Source organism: Alphaproteobacteria bacterium (assembly GCA_041396705.1).
Taxonomy (GTDB): Bacteria; Pseudomonadota; Alphaproteobacteria; order CALKHQ01; family CALKHQ01; genus CALKHQ01.
In genome coordinates this window covers 20,484-42,061 of record JAWKYB010000008.1, presented here as the reverse complement: position 1 = coordinate 42,061, position 21,578 = coordinate 20,484, and the positions used below count along the sequence as shown (strand labels likewise).

General features: G+C 71.6%; 19 protein-coding genes and 1 pseudogene. 6 read left to right on the top strand and 14 right to left on the bottom strand.

What is annotated here, in order from left to right; genetic code table 11:
• Positions 1 to 14: 14 nt before the first annotated feature.
• Positions 15 to 866 carry a universal stress protein gene (locus R3F55_12665; GenBank protein ID MEZ5668264.1) on the bottom strand — a complete coding sequence of 284 codons (852 nt, stop codon included), beginning with the start codon at positions 864 to 866 and terminating at the stop codon, positions 15 to 17.
• 561 nt (positions 867 to 1,427) lie between these two features.
• Between R3F55_12665 and R3F55_12660 the strand changes: the two genes are divergently transcribed.
• Positions 1,428 to 2,213, top strand: a complete 786-nt coding sequence (locus R3F55_12660; protein ID MEZ5668263.1) for a Crp/Fnr family transcriptional regulator — start codon at positions 1,428 to 1,430, stop codon at positions 2,211 to 2,213.
• Between the two features lie 68 nt (positions 2,214 to 2,281).
• Positions 2,282 to 2,656 (top strand): hypothetical protein, encoded by a 375-nt coding sequence (locus tag R3F55_12655; GenBank protein MEZ5668262.1) that lies wholly within the window; start codon positions 2,282 to 2,284, stop codon positions 2,654 to 2,656.
• Positions 2,657 to 2,697: 41 nt separating this feature from the next.
• On the opposite strand, the gene R3F55_12650 is transcribed toward R3F55_12655, so the two are convergent.
• Both R3F55_12650 and R3F55_12645 read right to left on the bottom strand, forming a co-directional pair.
• On the bottom strand, positions 2,698 to 3,147 hold the full coding sequence (locus tag R3F55_12650; protein ID MEZ5668261.1) for a host attachment protein: 450 nt from the start codon (positions 3,145 to 3,147) through the stop codon (positions 2,698 to 2,700).
• 52 nt (positions 3,148 to 3,199) lie between these two features.
• Positions 3,200 to 4,195: a zinc-dependent alcohol dehydrogenase family protein gene (locus R3F55_12645; protein ID MEZ5668260.1), complete on the bottom strand. Its 996-nt coding sequence runs from the start codon at positions 4,193 to 4,195 to the stop codon at positions 3,200 to 3,202.
• A gap of 174 nt (positions 4,196 to 4,369) precedes the next feature.
• Here R3F55_12645 and R3F55_12640 point away from each other — a divergent pair, with 174 nt between their 5' ends.
• Together R3F55_12640 and R3F55_12635 are read left to right on the top strand one after the other, a co-directional pair.
• The gene (locus R3F55_12640; protein ID MEZ5668259.1) at positions 4,370 to 5,935 is read left to right on the top strand and encodes an NAD(P)/FAD-dependent oxidoreductase; all 1,566 of its coding nucleotides are present in this window, start codon (positions 4,370 to 4,372) and stop codon (positions 5,933 to 5,935) included.
• Positions 5,936 to 6,043: 108 nt separating this feature from the next.
• Positions 6,044 to 6,985 (top strand): annotated as a pseudogene (locus R3F55_12635) (fatty acid desaturase).
• Positions 6,986 to 7,272: 287 nt separating this feature from the next.
• On the opposite strand, the gene R3F55_12630 reads toward R3F55_12635, so the two are convergent.
• From R3F55_12630 to R3F55_12580, 11 genes are all read right to left on the bottom strand, one after another.
• A complete protein-coding gene (locus R3F55_12630) occupies positions 7,273 to 8,865 on the bottom strand; it encodes an MBL fold metallo-hydrolase (protein ID MEZ5668258.1) in 1,593 nt (530 codons plus the stop codon).
• Entirely contained in the window at positions 8,862 to 9,755 is an 894-nt protein-coding gene (locus R3F55_12625) for a ribose-phosphate diphosphokinase (GenBank protein ID MEZ5668257.1), read from the bottom strand. Before R3F55_12625 ends, R3F55_12630 begins: the two co-directional genes overlap by 4 nt.
• A complete protein-coding gene (locus R3F55_12620; GenBank protein MEZ5668256.1) occupies positions 9,752 to 11,260 on the bottom strand; it encodes a thymidine phosphorylase family protein in 1,509 nt (502 codons plus the stop codon). The genes R3F55_12625 and R3F55_12620 overlap by 4 nt, the downstream gene beginning before the upstream one ends.
• A 23-nt stretch (positions 11,261 to 11,283) precedes the next feature.
• Positions 11,284 to 13,734, bottom strand: a complete 2,451-nt coding sequence (locus tag R3F55_12615) for a cation-transporting P-type ATPase (protein ID MEZ5668255.1) — start codon at positions 13,732 to 13,734, stop codon at positions 11,284 to 11,286.
• Between the two features lie 94 nt (positions 13,735 to 13,828).
• Positions 13,829 to 14,152, bottom strand: coding sequence for a PAN domain-containing protein (locus R3F55_12610; GenBank protein MEZ5668254.1), 324 nt, complete (start codon positions 14,150 to 14,152; stop codon positions 13,829 to 13,831).
• A gap of 124 nt (positions 14,153 to 14,276) precedes the next feature.
• Positions 14,277 to 14,963: a cytochrome b/b6 domain-containing protein gene (locus R3F55_12605; GenBank protein MEZ5668253.1), complete on the bottom strand. Its 687-nt coding sequence runs from the start codon at positions 14,961 to 14,963 to the stop codon at positions 14,277 to 14,279.
• A gap of 13 nt (positions 14,964 to 14,976) precedes the next feature.
• Entirely contained in the window at positions 14,977 to 15,633 is a 657-nt protein-coding gene (locus R3F55_12600; GenBank protein ID MEZ5668252.1) for a DUF4136 domain-containing protein, read from the bottom strand.
• Positions 15,634 to 15,700: 67 nt separating this feature from the next.
• Entirely contained in the window at positions 15,701 to 16,126 is a 426-nt protein-coding gene (locus R3F55_12595; protein ID MEZ5668251.1) for a DUF6691 family protein, read from the bottom strand.
• 1 nt (position 16,127) lies between these two features.
• Positions 16,128 to 16,553 carry a YeeE/YedE family protein gene (locus tag R3F55_12590; protein ID MEZ5668250.1) on the bottom strand — a complete coding sequence of 142 codons (426 nt, stop codon included), beginning with the start codon at positions 16,551 to 16,553 and terminating at the stop codon, positions 16,128 to 16,130.
• A gap of 25 nt (positions 16,554 to 16,578) precedes the next feature.
• Complete coding sequence (locus R3F55_12585; protein MEZ5668249.1) at positions 16,579 to 18,336, bottom strand: TIGR01244 family sulfur transferase; 1,758 nt, start codon at positions 18,334 to 18,336, stop codon at positions 16,579 to 16,581.
• A gap of 29 nt (positions 18,337 to 18,365) precedes the next feature.
• Entirely contained in the window at positions 18,366 to 19,229 is an 864-nt protein-coding gene (locus tag R3F55_12580) for an MBL fold metallo-hydrolase (protein ID MEZ5668248.1), read from the bottom strand.
• A 158-nt stretch (positions 19,230 to 19,387) separates the two neighbouring features.
• Here R3F55_12580 and R3F55_12575 point away from each other — a divergent pair, with 158 nt between their 5' ends.
• Together R3F55_12575 and sulP are read left to right on the top strand one after the other, a co-directional pair.
• Positions 19,388 to 19,708, top strand: a complete 321-nt coding sequence (locus tag R3F55_12575; GenBank protein ID MEZ5668247.1) for a metalloregulator ArsR/SmtB family transcription factor — start codon at positions 19,388 to 19,390, stop codon at positions 19,706 to 19,708.
• 81 nt (positions 19,709 to 19,789) lie between these two features.
• Positions 19,790 to 21,553, top strand: coding sequence for a sulfate permease (sulP, locus tag R3F55_12570; protein ID MEZ5668246.1), 1,764 nt, complete (start codon positions 19,790 to 19,792; stop codon positions 21,551 to 21,553).
• The last annotated feature ends 25 nt before the right edge of the window (positions 21,554 to 21,578 follow it).

Below are 21,578 nucleotides of genomic sequence, written 5' to 3'. Positions count from 1 at the left end.
GGGCGACCGTGGGCTCAGTGCGACATCAGCACCGGCACCGGCACGCTGCCCAGCACCTTGCGGGTCACGCCGCCGAACACCAGCTCGCGGAAGCGCGACTGGCCATAGCCGCCCATCACCAGCAGGTCCGAGCCGTAGTCGGCCACCCGGGCCAGCAGCTCGTCGCCGACGGTGTGGTCCTGCGACGCCGCCTCGACCGCCTCGCAGGTGACGCCGTGATGCGCCAGCGACGCCGCCAGCGCATCCGCGGCCCGCGACGGGCTCTCGTCGGTCTCGACCCGCGGGTCGACCCAGACGATGTGCACCATGCGGGCGGCCTTCAACAGCGGCAACGCGTCGAACACCGCCCGGGCCGATTCCCGGCTGCCGTTCCAGCCGACGGTGATGTCGGTGCCGATGGTCGTGACCGGCGCACCGGCGGGGACCAGCAGCACCGGCCGCCCGGCCTCCATCATCAGCCGCTCGGCGATCCGCTCGTCGGCGACGTCCTCGCGCTTGGGGTCGTCCTGCGTCGCCACGATCAGCTCGCAGTTGCGTCCGTGGGCCATGATGGTTTCCAGCGGGTCGACGTGCAGGGTATCGGCCAGGAACCACTCGCCGGGATGGGTGGCGCCCGCCATCGCCTTGTCGAACTGGGCGCGCACCTTGGCGCTTTCCGCCTCGTGCCACGCCCGGTGCTGTTCCATCAGCTTCGCGGTCACGTCGACGCCGCCATAGGGCGAGGCGACATACAGCCGCATCGCCGGAATCACGTAGAGGCCGGTCAGGTGGGCGTTGCTGCGCTGGGCGAGCAGCGAGGCGGCCGCCATTGCCTGCGGCGCCTGCTTCTCGTTCGCCAGATAGGTCAGGATCGTCTTGTATCCCATCGGGTCCTCCTCCGCCGCTGTGGCAGCCTGCCCTTGGCCGGCGGCACCGCGTTCGATTGAGCTATCAGATTAGGTGAAAAGCGGCCAGGAATGTCACCGTGCGCCCGGCGCGCGGTCCGTCTCGGCAAGGTCGGCGGGTCGTCGCGGAAAATCTCGAGCCTCTGTTCGGGCACCGGCGCCGTGCCGGGCTGGTTGCTTGCGTGGCCATGCTGTTTGGGGGTCCGCGCCGCCGCATTGATCGCGGTCAACGGGCGACCGGTGCGGCGGCCGGGTTGACTCGATTCCCGCTCGGAAGTTGTGTAGGTTGCACTGTGGCGGCGGGGCAACGCACCGGCTGGCGGTTCGGGGCGCGCCGCGGGTTTTTGGCAGGGGCCCGACGTCGCCGGTACCGGGGGGTGGGCTCAAGTGCCATTCGGCCTGCGATGCCTGCGGGCGTCCGGCCCGGCCACATGGCGGCGCCGGAGCGGCCATCGCCGTCGCATGACGGATCATGAGCGTAGCCGGCGCGCCCGCCGGCCGGCGACAGGTCTCGAACTGCCGCGTCACGGGGAACAAGAACAGATGAACCTCGACGTCATCCCGGTCCTCAGCAAGTGCGACCGCTGCCCCGTGCATCACCGCGCGCTGTGTGCCGGCGCCACCCCGCAGGTGCTGGACCAGCTCGCCCGCATCTCGAACACGCGGCATTACAAGGCCGGCCAGGTGATCCTGTCCGAGGGCGAGCCGGCGCCCTTCGTCGCCAACGTGGTCTCCGGCGTGGTGCGGCTGACCAAGATGCTGATCGACGGCCGCGAGCAGGTGGTCGGCCTGCTGTTTCCGTCGGATTTCGTCGGGCGCGCCTTCGCCGAGATCGGGTCCTCGACCGCGGAGGCGGCGACCGACGTCGAGCTGTGCTGTTTCGACAAGGCGCGATTCGACGCGATCCTGGCCGCCAACCCCAGCCTCGAGCACCATTTCCTGGTCCGCGTGCTGGACGAGCTGGATGCCGCGCGTGAGTGGATGCTGCTGCTGGGCTGCAAGACCGCGCGCGAGAAAGTGGCCAGCTTCCTGTTGCTGCTGGCCCGGCGCGCGGCCAATATCGGGTGCGGGCGCAACCTGGCCAGCGCGGGGACGGTGTTCGAGATTCCGGTCGGCCGGTCCGACGTGGCCGGCTATCTCGGCATGACGATCGAGACCGTCAGCCGGCAGATCAGCGACCTGAAGGCCCGCGGCATCATCCGCCTGCTCGACGCCCGCCATTTCGCGGTCGACGACCTCGACCAGCTGGCCGAGACCGCCGGCATGGACGAGGTCGACGTCCACCTGCAGCCGGCGCTGCCTTCGGCGTCCGGCAAGCGCGGCGCTTGACCGTCGTCAATGCCGCACCGCGGTGACGCAATAGCCTCGGCCGCGGTGCAACCGAGCCGGAGCAGGCCATGACGCTGAAGCGAATCCACCTGGAACTTGCGCGCGACCACGACTACCCGACCGGTCGACGGGATTGCGGCTACGATTTCCTCGCGCCGCTGGACGCCGACGGCCACATCGACGCGCAGGCCTGGCACGCGCAGCGGGCGCGCTGCCGCGTGCGCCGCTTCTGGGCCGGCCAGCCCGACGAGATCGGTCACCTGATCCGCAAGCCGGGCGGGGCGTGGGCGTTCCACTACGACGTTCTCGGCGACCCCGAGGACGACGAGACCGGCTATCGATTCGGCACCCACGCCTTCGTCGACGGCGAATACATCTCCATCAACGAACACGACGACAAGCTGCGTACCTTCCGCGTCGCCGCGGTGACCGACGCGGGCTGACCCATCGGGCGCGCCGCGCCGCAACGGCGGCGCGGACCGCGCTACAGCGCCAGAATCGAGTCCAGGTGGCTGCCGAGCTGGTCGAGCGGGGTCTTGGTCAGATCCTTGGCCAGATCGCCGCTCAGCCGGCCGCTCAACGCCTGTGGCATGTGCTTGCGCAGCGTGCCCAGCGCCTTCGGTTCGGCCACCAGCACCAGCCGGTCGAACGCGCCCTCGGCCTCGGCGGCCGACAACCGGTCCAGCAGTCCGTGCAGGAAGGCGTCCTCGACCAGCTGGCGCGGGTCGGACGACGGCTCCATGCCGTGGCGATGCTGGCCGGCGCTGTCGAAGCTGCGGCCGGGGCGGTCGGCGACGATGTCGCGGCCGCGGCGGGCGTCGCCCTCCATGGCGCCGCCGGGCACCTGGTACAGGCCTTTGCCGGGCCCGTCGTTGGCCACGATGCGCGCGTGCTGGCCGTCGGCAATGACCACCCAGGTGACGATCTTCTTCATCGAGCGACTCCGTTGTTGGATTCCACTGGCGGCTTGCCGGATCGCCCTGCGTTCACGGCACCAGCACGGCGGCGCCATTGAAGCGGCCGGCGCGCAGGTCGTCCAGCGCCCGGTTGGCCTGGTCCAGCGGATAGGTTCGGGTTTCGGTGCGGATCGGGATCTCGCTGGCCAGCTTCAGGAACGCGCGGGCGTCGTCGCGGGTCAGGTTGGCGACCGAGCGGATGCTGCGTTCCTGCCACAGCAAGGCATAGGGAAAGGCCGGGATCTCGCTCATGTGGATGCCGGCGCAGACGACGATCCCGCCCTTGCGCACGGCGGCCAGCGCGGCGGGCACCAGCGCGCCGACCGGCGCGAATATGATGGCGGCGTCCAGGGGCTGCGGCGGCGTCTCGTCCGAGCCGCCGGCCCAGGCCGCGCCCAGCGACCGGGCGAACGCCTGGCCGCCGGTGTCGCCGGGCCGTGTGAAGGCATAGACCTTTCGCCCGCGCTGGTGGGCGACCTGGGCCAGGATGTGGGCGGCCGCGCCGAAGCCGTACAGGCCCAGCCGCTGCGCCTCGCCGGCCAGGCGCCAGGCGCGATAGCCGATCAGCCCGGCGCACAGCAGCGGGGCGATGGCGACGTCGTCGCGCTCGCCGTTCAGCGGGAAGCAGAAATCGGCGTCGGCAACCGCATAGTCGGCATAGCCGCCGTCGATCTGGTAGCCGGTGAAGCCGGGCGCGTCGCACAGATTCTCGCGACCGTCGCTGCAATAGGCACAGCAGCCGCAGGCGTGGCCCAGCCAGGGGATGCCGACGCGCTCGCCGATACCGAAGCCGCCCAGGCCCGCGCGAACGGCTCCGCCCAGGGCCGCCACCTCGCCGACGATCTCGTGCCCCGGCACGATGCCCGGCTTGGGGTCCGGCAGGTCGCCGTCGACCACGTGCAGGTCGGTGCGGCACACGCCGCAGGCGCGCACCTTGACCAGCACCTGCCGCGGGCCCGGCACCGGAATCGGCCGTTCGACCTGTCGCAGCGGCTCGCCCACGCGCTTCAGCGCCATCGCTCTCATCACCGCACCGCTCCCGTTCTGCGCGCGACTATCGACCCGCCGGACGTGGCCGACGTTGATCCCGGTCAATGGCCGCGTGCGCGTTTGCCGCTGCAATGCACCACCCGGGGCCGCGCCGCGCAGACGGCGGCTGCCGGCACGGCGAACAGGGCTCGGAAGGCGGGAGCGCCGGCTATGGCCGCGGAATTCGACGCCATCGTGATCGGTTCGGGTCTCGGCGGTCTCACCGCCGGCGCGCTCTATGCCCGCGCCGGCCGCCGGGTGCTGGTGCTGGAGCGGAACGAGGGCTTCGGCGGCGCCGCCACCACCTACCGGCACGGTCCGCTGACCATAGAGGCGTCGCTGCACGAGACCAGCGATCCGAGCGACCCGCGCGATCCGAAGGCGCGGATCCTGCGCGCGCTGGGTCTGCGCGACCGGCTCGACTTCGTGCCGGTCGGCGCCCTCTACGAGGTGCGGGGCGGCCTGTTCGACCTGCCCTTCGTCATGCCGCACGGCATGCTGTCGGCCGAGGCGGCGCTGGCCGAGCGCTTTCCCAGCCATCCGGAGGTCTTCCGCCGGCTGTTCGAGCGGATTGCGGCGGTGCGCGAGGCGGTCGCCCTGGTTGGCGAGGCGCACGACACGCTGTGGTGGTTCGCCCGTGCGCCGCAGGTGCCGCTGAAGCTGTGGCCGTTGCTGCGCGACATGCGCCAGACACTGGGCGAGGTGTTCGCCGAGCATTTCGGCCACGACGAGGCGCCCAAGCTCGCGCTCGCCGCCAACCTGGCCTATTACGGCGACGACCCGTCGCGGCTGTGGTGGCTGTACTACGCCATCGCGCAGGGCGACCTGATCGCCTCCGGCGGAACATACCTGCGCGGCGGCTCGCGCAGCTTGACCGGCAGCCTAGTCGACGTGATCGCGCAGGAAGGCGGGGCCGCACTGGCCGGGCGCACCGTCAATGCCATCCTGCTCGACGACGACGGCCGCGCCGTCGGCGTGCGTCATGTCGGGGCGGGCGGCGCCGACCCGCAGCAGGCGCTGGCCCCGGTGCTGTTCGGCAACGCCGCGCCGCAGGTGCTGGGCGCCGCGCTGCCCGCGATGGCGCGCGAACGCTTTCTCGCCCCCTATGCCGGGCGCCAGCTGTCGATCTCGCTGTTCTCCGCCGCCTTCGGGCTCGATCGCGACCCGGCCGAGCTCGGGCTGACCCGCTATTCGACCATGCTGCTGCCGGACTGGATGCGCCGGCTGGACGATTTTCACGGCTGCGGCCTGCTGATGGCCGAGCCGCCGGGTGCGCGGATGCCGCCGCTGGCCGTGGTCAACTACGGCGCGGCGGACAGCGGGCTCAATCCGGGCGGGCCCCATCTGGTTGCGGCGGTCGGCATCGATCGGCTGGCGAACTGGGAAGGCCTGTCCGACGCCACCTATGCGCACCGGCGCGACGCCTGGCTCGACGCGCTGGTGGCGGCACTCGACCGCGCCGCGCCGGGTTTCGCCGCGGCGCTGGTACACAGGGAACTGTCCACGGCACTGACCATGCGGCACCAGCTGAACACGCCGGAAGGCGCGATCTACGGCTTCGCGCCGGAGGCACCCGCCGGCCTCGGCCGCCGCGGCGGCGAATCCGGCGTACGCACCGCGATCGACGGGCTGTGGCTGGCGTCGGCCTATGGCGGCTTCGGCGGTTTCACCGGCGCCATGCTGACCGGGGCGCTCGCCGCCCGCGCGGCCCTGCAGGCCGCACCGCACGCGCGCTGACCGCCGGATGCGCTCGACTCGGCCGTGCGCCTGCGGCTTAATCCGCGGAACCAGACCGCGGCGCGACGTCCGCGCAACCAAGAGCGCGGCCGGCATGGGGAGGCGTCGATGGCCGAGGCTCCGGAAGCGCTCGATCGGGTGCTCAAGACCTACCGGGTCACCTGGTACCGCTGCCCCGTCGACCGCCAGACATTCGTCAGGCTGACCCGGCGCAGCGATCTGCAGGGCTGGCTGCAGGCGCTGGGCTTCCTCGCCGTTGCCGCCTGCACCGGCGTGCTGACCGTGCTGTTCTTCGAGCGCGGGCTGTGGCTGGCGTTCGCCATCGCCCTGTTCGCCCACGGCACCGTGGTGTCGCATTGCATCTTCGCCTGCCACGAGCTCGGCCACGGCACCGTGTTCCGCACCCGCTGGCTGAACGAGGCGTTCCTGAAGCTCTACAGCGTGCTGGCGTGGTGGAACTACCATGACTACGCGATGAGCCACACCTACCATCACGTCTACACGCTGCATGCGCGCGGCGACCGCGAGGTCAGGCTGCCGGCCTATCCGTCGCTGCAGCCGCTGTATCTGCTGCAGCTGTTCACGCTGAACGTCACCGGCGGCTTCGAAAGCCGCGGCGCGATCAACGCCATCGGCGGCATCGTCAAGACCGCCTTCGGCGGCTATGCGGTGATGAGCACGCCGGGCTGGCTGCAGGCGCTGTACGAGGGCAAGCCGGCGGCGCGCGCCCGGGCGGTGGCCTGGGCGCGGATCGTCCTCGGCATCCACGCCGCCGTGCTGGTCGTCGCGCTCGCGCTCGGCCTGTGGATCGTGCCGGTGGTGTTCAGCCTGGGTCCGGTGATCGCCAATTGGCACCGCTATTTAATCGGCGCGCCGATGCACTGCGGGCTGCGCGACAACGTGCCCGACTTTCGCAAGTGCGTGCGCACCATCGTGGTCAACCCGGTGTCGGCGTTCCTGTACTGGCGGATGAACTGGCACCTGGAGCACCACATGTTCGCCGCCGTGCCCTGCTACAACCTTGCCGCGCTGCATCGCGCGGTCGCCCACGACATGCCGGCGCCGCGTTCATGGCTCGGCGCGTGGCGCGAGATGCGCCAGACCTGGCGGCGCCAGCAGACCGACCCGACCTATCAATTCGACACGCCCGGTGCCGGCGCCGCAGGCGCTTGCCGACGCCGCGCCGGGCGAGGAGACCGCCGCCATCGGCGAGATCGCGCCGCAGGAGCTGCGGGCGGCGTCGTAGCCGGGAGCAGACCAACGCGGAGTCCGGGATTGCCGCGACGCCCGTGCCGGTATGACCGTCCCCGGATCACGCTTTCGCGCCGGACGGGGCCCTACTTCTCCCCCAGCGCCCGCTTCACCCGGCGGATGATCACGCGGCGGGCCTTGTCGTCGGCGGCCTTTTCCAGCTCGTCGCGCAGATCGAGCGAGAAGCGGGCGAGGTCGTTGTGCCAGTCGAGCTTGCCGACCGCCTCCGGCGGCAGGCGGCGCGGGCCGCGGCGGTGCTTCAGCTTGGCCGTTCCGGTCAGCTCGACCTCGTCGTCCAGCGCCGGGATCCGGATGGCGTCGCCGTCCATGCCGCGGGCGATCAGCGCGTCGCGCAGCGCGGTCAGGCCGGCCTCCTCGCCATGGGTCAGGAACAGGGCGCGCTTGATCGGCCGCCGGGCCTCGACCCAGGCGACCAGCTCCTCGCTGTCGGCGTGGCCGGAATAGGTCTCCAGCTCGCGGATGCGCGCACGCACCTTGACGTCCTCGCCGAAGATGCGCACGGCGGAGGCGCCCTGCTGCAGCAGGCTGCCGAGCGTGCCCGGAGCCTGATAGCCGACCAGCAGCACGGTGGCGCTGTCGGTCCACAGATAGCGCTTCAGGTGGTGGCGGATACGGCCGGCGTCGCACATGCCGCTGGCCGCGATCACGATCACGCCGCCGCTGAACCGGTCGATCGCCTTCGACTGCTCGACCGTCTCGGTGAAGTGGAAGTTGGGATGGCGCAGCAGGTTGCCGTTGCTGTCCATGTCCTCCAGGTCGCGCGCATGCTGGGCGAATACCCTGGTGGCGCGGATCGCCAGCGGCGAATCCAGGAACACCGGCACCCGCGGTATCTTGCCGGCATCGAACAGCGTCGACAGGTCGGCCAGCAGCTCCTGCGTCCGCTCCACCGCGAAGGCGGGGACCAGCAGCACGCCGCTGTTCTTCAGCGCGGCGTTGACCTCGCCGGCCAGCGATTGCCGGCGCGCGGCCAGCGAGGTGTCGGGCCGCGAGCGACCGCCATAGGTGGCCTCGCACAGCACATAGTCGAAATTGGCCGGCGCCTCAGGGTCCGGGTGGAACTGCTTGTTGTCGGGCCCGATGTCGCCGGAGAACAGCAGCCGCAGCAGGCGGGCGTCGCGCTCGCCGGTCGGGATCTCCAGCTCGATCGAGGCGGCACCCAGGATGTGACCGGCGTTCCAGTAGCGGGCGCGCACGCCGCCGTCGACCGGCAGCCACTGCTCGTATTCGACCGCGCGGAAGGCGTCGATCGCCGCCTCGCCGTCGGCGCGGGTGTAGATCGGGATCACCTCCGGCTGGCCGCGCTGGGCGTTGCGCCGGTTGAGGATCTCGACCTCGCGTTCCTGGATGTAGCCGCTGTCGGGCAGCATGTAGCTGAGCAGGTCGCGGGTGCCGGCGGTGGCATAGACCGGCCCCTTGAAGCCGGCGTTGATCAGCTTCGGCACCAGCCCGGCGTGGTCGATGTGGGCATGGGTCAGCAGCAGGAAGTCGACCGCGGCCGGGTCGAACGGGAACCTGCCGTAGTTCAGCGCCTTCAGCGTCTTCGAGCCTTGGTACATGCCGCAGTCGACCAGGAACTGGCCGCCGGGGTGGGTGATCCAGTAGCACGAGCCGGTGACGGTGCCGGCCGCGCCGCAGAATTTCAGCGTCACGCTCATGGTCTCACCTCCTGCCGCAGGGCGTCGGCCAGCAGCGGCGCCAGGCTGCCGGCGTTGGTCGGATGGGCGACGCTGTCGGTCGAGCGCAGCCGCGCGATGCCGGCGGCGGTCAGCGCCGCCAGGTCGGCGTCGCCGCACAGCGCGTGCACCGCCACCGCCTCGACGCGCGCCGCGCCGGCGGCGACCAGCGCGCGGGCGCAGGCGGCGAGGGTGCCGCCGCTGGAAACCACATCGTCGACCAGGATCGCCGGCCGGCCGCGCACCGGCGCGCCGTCGGGCAGCGTGACGGCGACGCGGCGGTCGCCCGCGCGCCGCTTCGTCGCGGTCACCGCCGGCATGCCCAGCCGGGCCGCCACCGTGCCGACCCATTGCGCCGACTCCGCGTCCGGGCCGACCAGCACGGCGTCGCCTGCGCCGCCGGCGGCGATCATCGCCGCCAGCACCGGCGCGGCCGACAGCGCGGTGGCCTCGGTCCCGGCGAAGACCAGGTCCAGCCGCGGCGTGCGGTGCAGGTGCGGGTCGACGGTGACGATGCGGTCGAATCGCGCGCCGAGCAGCCGGCCGATCACCCGCTGGCTGACCGCCTCGCCCGGGCGGAAGGCGGTGTCCTGGCGCATGTAGGGCAGGTAGGGCGCCACCAGGACCAGCCGCTGCGCCCCGTCGTCGCGCAGCGCCGACGCGGCCAGCAGCAGCGGCATCAGCTTCGGGTCGGGCCGGTCGAGCGTGCAGTACAGCAGTGTGGTCGCGGCGGCCTCGGCGACGCGGACCAGGCTCTCGCCGTCGGGAAAGCGGTGCACCGCGACCGACGCCGACCGCACGCCCAGCAGCGCCGCCACCCGCGCGGCCGCCGCCTCGTCGCCCGGCATCGCCGCGATGGCGAGGGCGGTCATCCGCCCATGACCGGCGGCGTGTCGCCGAGGCCGATGCCGGAGCCCTCGGCGGCCAGCGCCCTGGCGAAATCGAAGTCGGAGGCGACGCAGCTGTGGATGCGGTACACCGGCTCGCCGTCGCGCACCCGCTCGCCGATCTTCTTCAGCAGGTCGATGCCGGCGCCCTTGTCGATCGGGGCGCCGGCCAGCCGGGCGATCCGCGCCAGCCGGTGGCAGTCGATCGCGCTGACGATACCGTCGCGCGGCGCCCGAACTTCCCAGGTCAGGTCGCCCAGGGTCCAGTCGGTGTCGGCCTGGCCCTGGCCGGCGATGATCCGCTCCATTGCCGCCAGCGCCTGGCCGGAGCCGAGCAGCTCGGACGCGCGCGCGTGGCCGGCCCCGCCGCGCAGGCCGGGGTCGAAGTCCAGCACCCGGCCTGCCAGCAGCAGCGCCCGGTCGCGCAGGTCGGCCGGTGCGTCCGGAGCGTTGCGCAGCACCGCCATCACGTCGCGCGCCTCCAGCACCGGACCGATGCCGCGGCCGATCGGCTGGGAGCCGTCGGTGAAGATCACCTCGACGCTGAGCCCGACCTGGTCGCCAACATATTCGAACATCTTGCGCAGGCGGACGGCATCGTGGCGGCCGCGCACCTTCGCGGTCGGGCCGATCGGGATGTCGATCAGCAGGTGGGTCGAGCCCGCCGCCAGCTTCTTCGACAGGATCGAGGCGACCATCTGCTCGCGGGTGTCGATCGACAGCGGGCGCTCGACCGAGATCAGCACGTCGTCGGCCGGCGACAGGTTGACGTGGCCGCCCCAGACCAGGCAGCCCTTCTCGCGCTCGACCACGCGCTGCATCTCGCCGATGGTCAGGTCGACCCTGGCCAGCACCTCCATGGTGTCGGCGGTGCCGGCGGGCGAGGTGATCGCCCGCGACGAGGTCTTCGGCATGGTCAGGCCGTGGGCGGCGACGATCGGCACCACGATCATCGAGGTGCGGTTGCCGGGAATGCCGCCGATGCAGTGTTTGTCGACCACCAGCGGCATGTTCCAGCTCAGCCGGTTGCCGACCTTGGCCATCGCCCGGGTCACGCTGAGCATCTCGTCGGTGGTCAGGAAGCTGGCCGAGGAGATCAGCCAGGCGGCGATTTCCATCGGCGAGTAGCGATGGTCGGCGATGTCGCGGATCACCGCATCGATCTGGTCCGGGGTCAGGGTGCGGCCGTCGATCTTGGCGCGCACCGCCTCCAGGCTGGCCGGCGGCGTGGCCTGCGCGATGGTCACCGTCGCGCCCTCGGGCAGGCCGAAGCGGCGGAACGCCTGCACGGCAAGGCCCAGTTCGTCCGGCGCGACCAGGTCGCCGTCGTCGGCGATCATCAGCGTCGCCAGCACCTGCCGGCCGTCGCCGGTCACCTCGATCTTGCGCAGCGCGCGGAACTCCTCCGCGCGATAGACGGTGCAGCGGCGCGACAGCACGGCGATGTTCTCGGGCGCGGAATCGAGCGCGATGCGGCGCAGCTTCAGCATGGGCGGCAGCCTAGCATCGCGCGTCAGCGCCCGGCGATGCCGAGCAGGGTCGCAGGCAGGGCGGCGACGACGGCGCCGCCGGCCGCCAGCAGCCAGTCGGCGAGGTGCAGCGGCGTCAGGTGCAGCGCGTCGGCTGCCGCGGGCACCTGCACCAGCAGCACCGCCGAGGCGAAGGCGGCGCCGGCCACCGCCCAGGCGGTCGCGCCGCGCGCCCGGGCCAGCAGCAGCGTCAGCGCGGCGCTGGCCACCGCCAGCAGCACCAGCGCCACGCTGCGGGCATGCTCCGCCCCGGACGGCAGGCCGTACTGATAGCTGCCCAGCATCGCCAGGGTGATCAGGCCGCCGGTGCCGGCGATCACCGTCCACTCGCCGCGCGTGAAGAAGCGGCGGCTGCCGTCGCGGCGCAGCACGGCCAGCGGCCCGCGCGGCGCCGCGCCCTGGAACACCAGCAGGGCGGTCGGGTGCACGATCAGCTCGATCCAGACGATGTGGATCGGCAGGTAGAGCAGCGGCTCGCCGGCCAGCGGCACCACTGCGGCGGCGAGCACGAACGGCAGGTGGAAGATCAGCAGGTAGGCGAAGCTGAGCCTGAGGTTCTGGAACAGCTGCCGGCCCTCGGCGATGGCGCGCACGATGGTGCGGAAATTGTCGTCCATCAGCACGATGGCGCCGACGTCGCGCGCGCTGCGGGTGCCGCGCTCGCCCATGGCGATGCCGATGTCGGCCGCCTGCAGCGCCGGCACGTCGTTGACCCCGTCGCCGGTCACCGCCACGATCTCGCCGCGCGCCTGCAGCGCGCGGACCAGGGCCAGCTTCTGCGACGGCACCGCACGGGCCACCGCGTCGACCCGGGTCAGCGCCTCGCCGTCGCCGGCCAGCAGCGCGTCGAGCTGCGCGCCGTCGACGACGTGCGGCTGGCCGCCGCCGAGCCCGAGCTCGCGCGCGATCGCGCCGGCGGTCGCTGGATGGTCGCCGGTCACCATCACCACGCGGATCGCGGCGGCGCGGGCGTCGGCGACCGCCGCGGCGACGCCCTCGCGCAGTGGGTCCTCGAAGGCCAGCAGGCCGGCGAAGGCGAAGCCGCGGTCCGGCTCGCCGCCCGGCCAGCCCGCGGCGGCCAGCGCTCGGCTGGCGCAGGCGATGACCTTGTGGCCGGTGGCGGCCAGCGCGTCGACCTGATCGCGCCAGCGGTCGCGCGCCGCCTCGTCCAGAGCGCACAGCGCCAGCACCGTTTCGGGGGCCCCCTTGGTGGCGGCGAGCAGCCCGTCGTCGCGGCGCACGATCGCGGTCTCGCGCCGCCGGTCCTCGGTGAACGGATAGCAGGCCAGCGCCTCGTCGCCGCGCGGCGTATCGGCTGCGCGAAGGATGGCCGCGTCCAGCGGATCGGCGTTGTCGGCGCGCGAGGCCAGCGCGGCGATCTCCAGCAGCGCCGACGCATGGCCGCCGGGCGCGGGGAAGCTGTGGGCGAGGGTCAGCCTGCCCTCGGTCAAGGTGCCGGTCTTGTCGGTGCAGATGCAGCTGACCCGGCCGATGTTCTCCACCACCACGGCCCGGCGAACCAGGGCCTGGCGTCGGGCCAGGCGGTACACGCCGACGCCGAGGAAGACGGTGAAGACGATCGGGAACTCCTCCGGGATCGCGGCCACCGCCAGGGTGAGGGCGCTGAGCGCCGCATCGACCGGGCCGAACCCCTGCTCCAGCCGCACCCAGGCCAGCGCCAGGCACAGCACCAGCGCGGCGACCAGCAACACGCCGACCAGCTGGCCGATCTGGCGCTGCAGCGGCGTGCGCTCGTGCCGGCCCTGAACGGCGCTGCGCACGATCTCGCCGTAGACGGTGTCGGCACCGGTATCGACCACCAGCAGGCGTGCCGTGCCGGTCAGCACGCGGGTGCCGGCGAAGCCCCAGCCCGCCGCGTCGATGCCGCCGCGCAGCGCACCGCGCGCCAAGTCGACCGGCCGTTTGTGGACCGGGAACGATTCGCCGGTCAGGGCGGATTCGTCGACCTGCAGCCCGCTCCCGTCGACGATCAGGCCGTCGGCCGGGAATGCCGCGCCGCTGCCGACCAGCGCCAGGTCGCCCGGCACCACCACGGTCGACGGCACCGACGCAGTGCGGCCGTCGCGCAGCACGGTGGCCTCGGTCGCCAGCCGGCTGCTCAGGCCGGCGGTCGAGGCCCGGGTCCGGCGGTGCAGCACGAAATCCATCCCGACCAGCGGCAGGATGGCCGCAATCAGGATTGCGCCGTCCCGCGTCTCGCCGATCGCCAGCATCAGCGCGCCGACCGCCACCAGGAACCAGATCATCGGGTCGCGCACGGTGTCGCGCAGCAGGTCGCGCCAGCCGGCGCGTTCGGCCGGAACGATGGCGTTCGGCCCGAACTGCGCCAAACGCGCCGCCGCCTGCGCCGCCGTCAGTCCGGCGGCGGGGTCGGCAAGGCCGGTCAGGCGGTCGGCACGGACGATGCGGCGCATTGCGGCACGGCTCTGGCTGGCGGAACCGGCGCAACGGCCGGCGGGGCCCAGTATGCCGCCGGGGCGCCGGCCGGGCGACCGTGCCGTTGCGCCGCTATTTCACGCCGGAGACGCAGCAGGCATTGGTCGTCGGCGGCGGAACGCTGGACTTCAGCCAGCAGCGCGCGTTGGGGCCCTGCACGCCGGGATTCACATAGGTCCAGGCCTGGCATGCCGCGTCGGCCTGGCAGGCGGCGCGGCACATCATCGGGTTGGCGGCGGCGAGGTCGAAGTTGGCGTAGTCGCCGCCGGTACGGGTGACCCCGTATTCCAGCGCCGCGCCCGGGCCGCCGCCGGGCCCGAACCCGCCGGGCACGCAGGCGACCACGCCGATTGCCAGGGCCAGGCCGGCTGCAAGTCTGATCGGTCGGATCGTCATGATTTTTCCTCCGACTGTCGAACCGTTTCGCATGCAGAATGGCCGATGCGGATGCGGAGGCCATGACGTGGATCAAGGGCGATCGCTGCGACGGCGGCGGCCGCCGCCGGACCCCGGCAGGCGCTCAGTCGCCGGCGCGCTTGCGCCCGGTGACCATGGCGCGTGCCAGATTCTCGCGGTGGGCGAAGCTGGCCAGCGCGACTCCGCCGATGTGCAGGATGACCAGCAGCAGCGTCAGGTTGGCGAACAGCTCGTGGATTTCCTCGATCTGGTGGATCGTGGCGCGGCGATCGGGTTGCGTGACGTCCGCCGTTGCCGCGTCTTCGCCCTCGTCCGAGTCCTCGGCCTCGGCCTCGTCTTCGTCGGCCCGGGCCGGGGCGATGAGCCCGGTCGGCGCCGCCGCCATGCCGATGAACGGCGCGAGCGGGCCCTCGTTCTCCTTGACCGCCAGCAGGGTCAGGCCGGACCCGGTCGTCGCGGCCAGCGCCAGTAGCAGAAGCACGACCATCGCGCCGCCGGCCGGGCTGTGGCCGACATAGCGCCGCGCGCGGAACCGGAACAGGCCAACGAGATAGCCGACGACGGTTTGCGGCTTGTAGACGAAGTCGGCGAAGCGGGCATGGCGCGGCCCGACGAAGCCCCACAGGATGCGCAGCAGCACGATGGCGGCGACGGTGTAGCCGGCCACCACGTGCACCGTTTCCGGCTCGCCCTCGGTCAGGTAGGCGACCGCGAAGGCGATCGCCAGCAGCCAATGGGCCAGGCGGACGAACGGGTCCCACACGCGCACCGTGCCGGCGGTCTCGGCCATCGCCTGTCTCCCTCTATCCCTGCGCCGTGCCGCCGCAGGCTGCGGGACCGGGGGTCGCCGCGGCGCCGGCGGGCGGCAGGGTCGAATCGCGTTCGATCGTCACGGTCTTCACCACCCCGCTTTCGCCGGGGAAGTTCGCGAACAGGGCGGTGACGAGATAGGGCATCACCGCGGCGAGATCCCGGTCTGCGCCCTGGCTCTGCACCCGGCCCTCGAACAGCGCAGCGCCGGAGGTGCCGTCGACGATGCGCAGGTCGAGATGACGCAGGTAGCGCTCGGCGGTCAGGGTGTGCCAGGGCCGGCAGCGATAGCCGTACCAATAGGGGTCGTCGAAGCGGCGATAGCCGAAATGGTAGTGCGAGGAGCACACCGGCAGGGCGACCGTGTGGCTGTCCTCTTCCTCGATGCCATAGCCGATCTCGGCGACAAGCGCGGCCGCGGCGCCGTCGGCGACGGGGGTGTAGCCGAGCCGTCCGAGCGCGGCGGCGACCCGGGTGGCATGGTCGGCGAAGGCCGGGTCGGCGGCAACCGCGGCATCGGCCGCGGTCACCGCGATCGTCTCGCCCGCCGGCGGCGGCAACTGGTGGAAGGCGACGACGTCGCAGGTGGTGGTACGGGCGCAGCCCGCCAGCGCCAGCGCCGCCAGGATCGTCGCGGTATGCATACGCATGGCAGCCTTCCCTCCGTCCAGCGCCGGTTCAGCTTGCCACCCGTCCCGCACTCGGTATGGACGGCGGTCAAGCGGCGCGCAGGCGTGCCCCGGCCAGGTGATGCGCGCCCATCCCGCCGACCATGGCGATCACGAACAGCACGATGTCGCGTTCGCCCAGTCCGATCGCGGTGATGGCCGGGCCGGGGCACAGGCCGGCCAGTCCCCACCCGATGCCGAAGATGGCCGCGCCGCCGATCAGCGGCAGGTCGAGGTCCCGCTTGGTCGGCAGCTGGAACGATTCGGCCAGCAGCGGCGCGCGGCCGGCCAGCACGATACGGTAGCCGACGAAGGTCACCACCAGCGCGCCGGCCATTACCAGCGCCAGGCTCGGGTCCCAGTCGCCGGCGACGTCGAGGAAGCCCAGCACCTTGGCCGGGTTGATCATCTGCGAGACGGTCAGGCCGACCCCGAACAGCAGGCCGATCAGCAGGGCGGCGAGGATGCGCGGCATGTCAGGCTCCGAACAGATGGCGGACGACGAACACGGTGACGATGCCTGTCGCCATGAAGGTGACGGTGGCGGCGAGCGAACGGCGCGACATCCGCGCCATGCCGCAGACGCCGTGGCCGCTGGTGCAGCCAGAGCCCATCCGGCTGCCGAGGCCGACCAGGAGGCCGCCGGCGATCATCAGCGCGGTGGAATGGGGGGTTTCCACAGCCGGCATGGTGCCGCCGACCAGTCCGACCAGGAACGGTGCGGCGATCAGGCCGAGCAGGAAGGCGACCCGCCAGCCGGCATCGCTGGCCGGCGCGGAAAGCAGGCCGCCGGCGATGCCGCTGATCCCGGCGATGCGGCCGAGGAACAGCATCATCGCCACCGCGGCGACCCCGATCAGGCCGCCGCCGATGAGCGCCTCGACCGGCGTGAAGTTGGCCATCTGCGACTCCCTTGTTGACGCTGCGTCAGCCCGCAGCGCGCTTCGCGGCCCGTGCCGGCCGGGACTCGGCCTCGGTCGGTGCCGCGATCGCCACCCGCTTCGGCGCCGATCGCACCACCTTGGGCTTGGCCATCCATTCGCGGCCCTTGAACAGCACGTCGAAATACATGTGCGGCAGGATGTGGCGCTTCAGCACCCACATCGACCAGCGCGGCTTGGTCTGGTCGAACGGGAAGGTCGGCATCAGCTTGCCGCCATAGCCGAACTCGGCCAGCACCACCTTGCCGCGCTCCACCGTCAGCGGGCACGAGCCGTAGCCGTCGTAAACCGCCTCTTCCGGCTTGCCGTCCAGCGCCGCGATCACGTTGCGCACCGCCACCGGTGCCTGCTTGCGCACCGCCGCGGCGGTCTTCGCATTGGGCGTGGTCGTGGCGTCGCCCAGCCCGAACACGGTCTCGTAGCGCGGGTGGCGCAGCGTCTCCTGGTCGACCTCGAACCAGCCGCTTTCCGCCGCCAGCGGGCTGTTGCGGATGAAGTCCGGGGCGCATTGCGGCGGGCAGACGTGGATCATGTCGAACGACTTCTCCACCGTTTCCACCTTGTCGCCCTCGCCCTTGACCGCGAACCACGCCTTCTTCGCCGGGCCGTCGATGGCCTTCAGGTTGCTGTTGAAGGCCAGGTCGATGCCATAGCGCTCGACATAGCGCATCAGCGGCGGCACGAACTCCTTGACGCCGAACAGCACGCCGCCGGCGTTGTTGAACTGGATGTGGATGTCGTTCAGCACGCCCTGGCTGCGCCACCAGTCGCTGGCCAGGTACATGATCTTCTGCGGCGCGCCGGCGCACTTGATCGGCATCGGCGGCTGGGTGAACAGCGCCTGGCCGCCGCGCATGCCCTGGATCAGCGACCAGGTGTAGGGAGCGAGGCCCGGCTTGTAGTTGCTGGTGACGTTGTTCTTGCCCAGCGTCTCGTTCAGGCCCGCGACGGCTTCCCAGTCCAGCTTCAGGCCGGGGCACACCACCAGGGTGCGGTAGGCCACCCGCTCGCCGTCCTCGAGGATCACCCGGTTGTGGTCGGGCTCGAAGCCGGCCACCGCGGCGCGGATCCAGTGGGCACCGGGCGGAATGCACTTGGCCTGCGGCACGTGGGTATCGGCGTCGTTGAACACGCCGCCGCCGACCAGCGTGAAGGCCGCCTGGTAGTGGTGGACCTCCGACGGCTCGACGATGGCCACCGTGGTGCCGCGGCGCAGCCTGAGGATGCTGGACGCGACGGCGATGCCGGCGGCGCCGCCGCCGACCACGACTACGTCATAGCCGGCGATGGCGCGCTTGGCGGGCGCCGCGGCCGCGGACGCCGCCTGGCGTCGGTCGGCCAGCCGCGGCTGCAAACCGGCGAGGTCGTAGCCGGCGTCGGCGCAGCGCTTCAGCAGCAGCTCCGTGTCGATCTCGTCGGCATGGGCGAGCGCCCACAGGCTGGTCGAGCGCGTTCCGGACCGGCAGAAGGCCAGCACCGGCTGCGGCATCTCCTTCAGCGCCGCGTCGAACGCGGCCACCTGGTCGTCGGTGATCTTGCCGGACACCACCGGGATATGGCGGTAGGCGAGACCGCGCGCCTTGGCCTCGGCCTCCAGGTCGGCGCTGGCGGGCTGGTCCGCCTGTTCGCCGTCCGGTCGGTTGTTGATGATCGCGCGGATGCCCTGCGCCTTGAGCGCGTCGAGCTCGGCGGCGGCGATCTGCGGCGAGACGAACAGGTTGTCGGCCAGCTTGGCGATGGTCATCGTCGTGCCTCCCCAGGGATGCGCGCCGCTCAGAGCGCGTTCACCGGAATCTTCAGGTAGGTGATGCCGTTGTCCTCGGCCGGGGGCAGCTGGCCGGCGCGCATGTTGACCTGCACCGACGGCAGGATCAGCACCGGCATCTCCAGCGTCTTGTCGCGAGCGGTGCGCATGGCGACGAACTCGTCCCTGGAGACGCCGTCGCGCACGTGGACGTTGCCGCTGCGCTCCGCCGCCACCGTGGTCTCCCACGCATATGCGTCGCGGCCGGGCGCCTTGTAGTCGTGGCACATGAACAGCCGGGTCTCGGCCGGCAGCGACAGCACCTTGCGGATCGAGTCGTAGAGCGTGCCCGCATTGCCGCCCGGGAAGTCGCAGCGCGCGGTGCCGTAGTCCGGCATGAACATGGTGTCGCCGACAAAGGCGGCGTCGCCGATCACATAGGTGATGCAGGCCGGGGTGTGGCCCGGGGTGTGCATCACCCGGCCCTCCAGCCCGCCGATCCTGAAGGTCTCGCCGTCCCTGAACAGGTGGTCGAACTGCGAGCCGTCGGTGCGAAAGCCGGCCTCCGCGTTGAACACCTTCTTGAAGGTGTCCTGCACGGTGCGGATGTGCTCGCCGATCGCGGTGCGGCCGCCGAGCGTCTTCTTCAGATAGGGCGCCGCCGACAGGTGGTCGGCATGGGCGTGGGTCTCGAGGATCCACTCGACCTCGAGGTTGTTCGCGCGCACATAGGCGATGACCGCGTCCGCCGAAGCCGTGGCGGTACGTCCCGCCTTCGGATCGTAGTCCAGCACCGAATCGACGATGGCGCATTTGCGGCCTTCGGGGTCCGACACCACGTAGGACACGGTGAACGTCGCCTCGTCGAAAAAGGCCTTCACTGTCGGGTTCATTGCGCGTTCTCCCTTGGCTCTTGCCCATCGGTCGGCCAATCGGGCCGAAGTTCCGCCGATACGCATTGTCGACGATCAATTTCCCGTGCCGGACGGCAACGAGACGTTGACATATATGTTCGTAAATGCGTATATACGCAAGTATGAATTTAGACGACATGCAAAAGGCCAGCCGCAGGGCGGCCGATCTGATGCGGGCGCTGGCGAGCGAGAACCGGCTGATGCTGCTGTGCCAGCTCGCCCAGGGCGAGAAATCGGTGGGCGCGCTGGCCGAGGCGCTGGACCTGCGGCAGAGCACCGTCTCGCAGCAACTGGCGCTGTTGCGCAAGGACGGGCTGGTGACGACGCGACGCGAGGCCCAGACCGTCCATTACAGCCTTGCCGGCGACGACGCCCGCCGCGTGATCGAGGTGCTGTACGCGCTCTATTGCGCGCCCGTGGCGCGGGCGGCGAACGCGACCGTCGATGTGCCCGCCTGATTGCGACGGATCAATGCCGCGGCACCGGTGCGATGCGACGGGTGCATCGACCATGATGTCAGGGAACGGACGACCGGCGCGATGAAGCCCGCCCAGATCCTGCCCATCCTCGGCTGGCTGAGGACGTACCGGCGCGCCGATCTCGGCGGCGACCTGATGGCCGGCACCATCACCGCGATCATGATCGTGCCGCAGGCGATGGCCTATGCGCTGCTCGCCGGCATGCCGCCGCAGGCCGGGCTCTACGCCAGCATCGCACCGCTGCTCGCCTATGCCGTGTTCGGCACCAGCCGCACGCTGGCGGTCGGCCCGGTCGCAATCGTCTCGCTGCTGACCGCGGCGGCGCTGGCGCCGGTGGCCGAGTCCGGCAGCGATGCCTATGTCGCCGCGGCGCTGGTGCTGGCGCTCGAAGTCGGCCTGATCAGCGTGGCCCTGGCAGCGATCCGCGCCGGCCACCTGGTCAACTTCATCAGCCACCCGGTGATCTCCGGCTTCACCAGCGCGGCGGCCATCGTCATCGGGCTCAGCAACCTGAAGGACATCCTCGGCATCGCGATGCCGCGGTCGGAGTCGGTGGTCGACCTGCTCGCCGAGCTCGCCGGCCGCCTCGGCGACACCAACTGGGTGACGCTGCTGATCGGCGGCGGCGGCATCGCATTCCTGCTGCTGCTGCGCGGCCCGGCAGCGCGCAGGGCCAAGCGTCTCGCCCGTGGCCGCGGGCGCATGCTGGCGCAGACCGCGGTGCGCGCCGGCCCGCTGCTGCTGGAGGCCGCCGCGACCCTGGCGGTGTTCGCGCTCGGTCTCGACCAGAGCGCCGGCGTCAAGGTGGTCGGCCACATTCCCACCGGCCTGCCGCCGCTGACCCTGCCGGCGTTCGACCGGGCGCTTTGGCTGGCGCTGTTGCCGGCGGCCGCGCTGATCGCCCTGATCGGGTTTCTGGAAAGCGTCGCCGTCGCCACCGCGCTCGGCGCCATGCGGCGCCAGCGGGTCAACGCCAACAACGAACTGGTCGGCCTCGGCGCGGCCAACCTGGCGGCGGCGTTCACCGGCGGCTATCCGGTCACCGGCGGCTTCGGCCGCTCCAACGTCAACTTCGATGCCGGCGCGGTCACCCAGCTGTCGGCGATCTTCACCGCCGCGCTGGTCGCGGTCACCGTGCTGGTGCTGCCGCCGCTGTTCCGGCCGCTGCCGCCGGCGGCGCTGGCCGCGATCATCGTCGTCTCGGTGATCAACCTGATCGACGTGAAGGCGTTCGTCACCGCCTGGCGCTACAACAAGCCAGACGCGGCGGCGCTGTCGGCCACCTTCCTCGGCGTGCTGCTGCTGAACGTGGAGACCGGCATCCTGATCGGCCTCGGCGTGTCGCTGGGGCTGCTGATGTGGCGCACCGCGCGACCGCACTACGCCATCGTCGGCCGGGTCGGCGACACCGAGCACTTCCGCAACGTCAAGCGGCACGCGGTACGGACCGACCCGTCGATGCTGCTGATCCGCATCGACGAGAGCCTGTTCTTCGCCAATGCCCGCTTCCTGGAGACCACCATCGCCGCCGAGGCGGCCGAGCGCCCGCAGCTGCGCCACGTGGTGCTGATCTGCAGCGCGGTCAACGTCATCGACCTCAGCGCGCTGGAGTCGCTGGAAACGCTGATCGAATCGCTGAAGGCGGCGGGCGTGACCTTCCACCTGGCCGAGGTCAAGGGCCCGGTGATGGACCGGCTGCAGCGCAGCCATCTGCTGGAACACATGCAGCCCGGCCGCGTCTTCCTCAGCACGCACGAGGCGGTGGAGACCCTGCAGGCGGCCGATGCGCTCGGCGCCCCGGTCGGGCTGATGGCGGCGAAATAGCCCCGGCGCAGGGCCGCGACAGTCA

What these genes read in the sequence shown, in the direction of transcription:
- R3F55_12665 (MEZ5668264.1), bottom strand. Translation starts at nt 866, where the DNA reads ATGGGATACAAGACGATCCTGACCTATCTGGCGAACGAGAAGCAGGCG.
- R3F55_12660 (MEZ5668263.1), top strand. Translation starts at nt 1,428, where the DNA reads ATGAACCTCGACGTCATCCCGGTCCTCAGCAAGTGCGACCGCTGCCCC.
- R3F55_12655 (MEZ5668262.1), top strand. Translation starts at nt 2,282, where the DNA reads ATGACGCTGAAGCGAATCCACCTGGAACTTGCGCGCGACCACGACTAC.
- R3F55_12650 (MEZ5668261.1), bottom strand. Translation starts at nt 3,147, where the DNA reads ATGAAGAAGATCGTCACCTGGGTGGTCATTGCCGACGGCCAGCACGCG.
- R3F55_12645 (MEZ5668260.1), bottom strand. Translation starts at nt 4,195, where the DNA reads ATGAGAGCGATGGCGCTGAAGCGCGTGGGCGAGCCGCTGCGACAGGTC.
- R3F55_12640 (MEZ5668259.1), top strand. Translation starts at nt 4,370, where the DNA reads ATGGCCGCGGAATTCGACGCCATCGTGATCGGTTCGGGTCTCGGCGGT.
- R3F55_12630 (MEZ5668258.1), bottom strand. Translation starts at nt 8,865, where the DNA reads ATGAGCGTGACGCTGAAATTCTGCGGCGCGGCCGGCACCGTCACCGGC.
- R3F55_12625 (MEZ5668257.1), bottom strand. Translation starts at nt 9,755, where the DNA reads ATGACCGCCCTCGCCATCGCGGCGATGCCGGGCGACGAGGCGGCGGCC.
- R3F55_12620 (MEZ5668256.1), bottom strand. Translation starts at nt 11,260, where the DNA reads ATGCTGAAGCTGCGCCGCATCGCGCTCGATTCCGCGCCCGAGAACATC.
- R3F55_12615 (MEZ5668255.1), bottom strand. Translation starts at nt 13,734, where the DNA reads ATGCGCCGCATCGTCCGTGCCGACCGCCTGACCGGCCTTGCCGACCCC.
- R3F55_12610 (MEZ5668254.1), bottom strand. Translation starts at nt 14,152, where the DNA reads ATGACGATCCGACCGATCAGACTTGCAGCCGGCCTGGCCCTGGCAATC.
- R3F55_12605 (MEZ5668253.1), bottom strand. Translation starts at nt 14,963, where the DNA reads ATGGCCGAGACCGCCGGCACGGTGCGCGTGTGGGACCCGTTCGTCCGC.
- R3F55_12600 (MEZ5668252.1), bottom strand. Translation starts at nt 15,633, where the DNA reads ATGCGTATGCATACCGCGACGATCCTGGCGGCGCTGGCGCTGGCGGGC.
- R3F55_12595 (MEZ5668251.1), bottom strand. Translation starts at nt 16,126, where the DNA reads ATGCCGCGCATCCTCGCCGCCCTGCTGATCGGCCTGCTGTTCGGGGTC.
- R3F55_12590 (MEZ5668250.1), bottom strand. Translation starts at nt 16,553, where the DNA reads ATGGCCAACTTCACGCCGGTCGAGGCGCTCATCGGCGGCGGCCTGATC.
- R3F55_12585 (MEZ5668249.1), bottom strand. Translation starts at nt 18,336, where the DNA reads ATGACCATCGCCAAGCTGGCCGACAACCTGTTCGTCTCGCCGCAGATC.
- R3F55_12580 (MEZ5668248.1), bottom strand. Translation starts at nt 19,229, where the DNA reads ATGAACCCGACAGTGAAGGCCTTTTTCGACGAGGCGACGTTCACCGTG.
- R3F55_12575 (MEZ5668247.1), top strand. Translation starts at nt 19,388, where the DNA reads ATGCAAAAGGCCAGCCGCAGGGCGGCCGATCTGATGCGGGCGCTGGCG.
- sulP (MEZ5668246.1), top strand. Translation starts at nt 19,790, where the DNA reads ATGAAGCCCGCCCAGATCCTGCCCATCCTCGGCTGGCTGAGGACGTAC.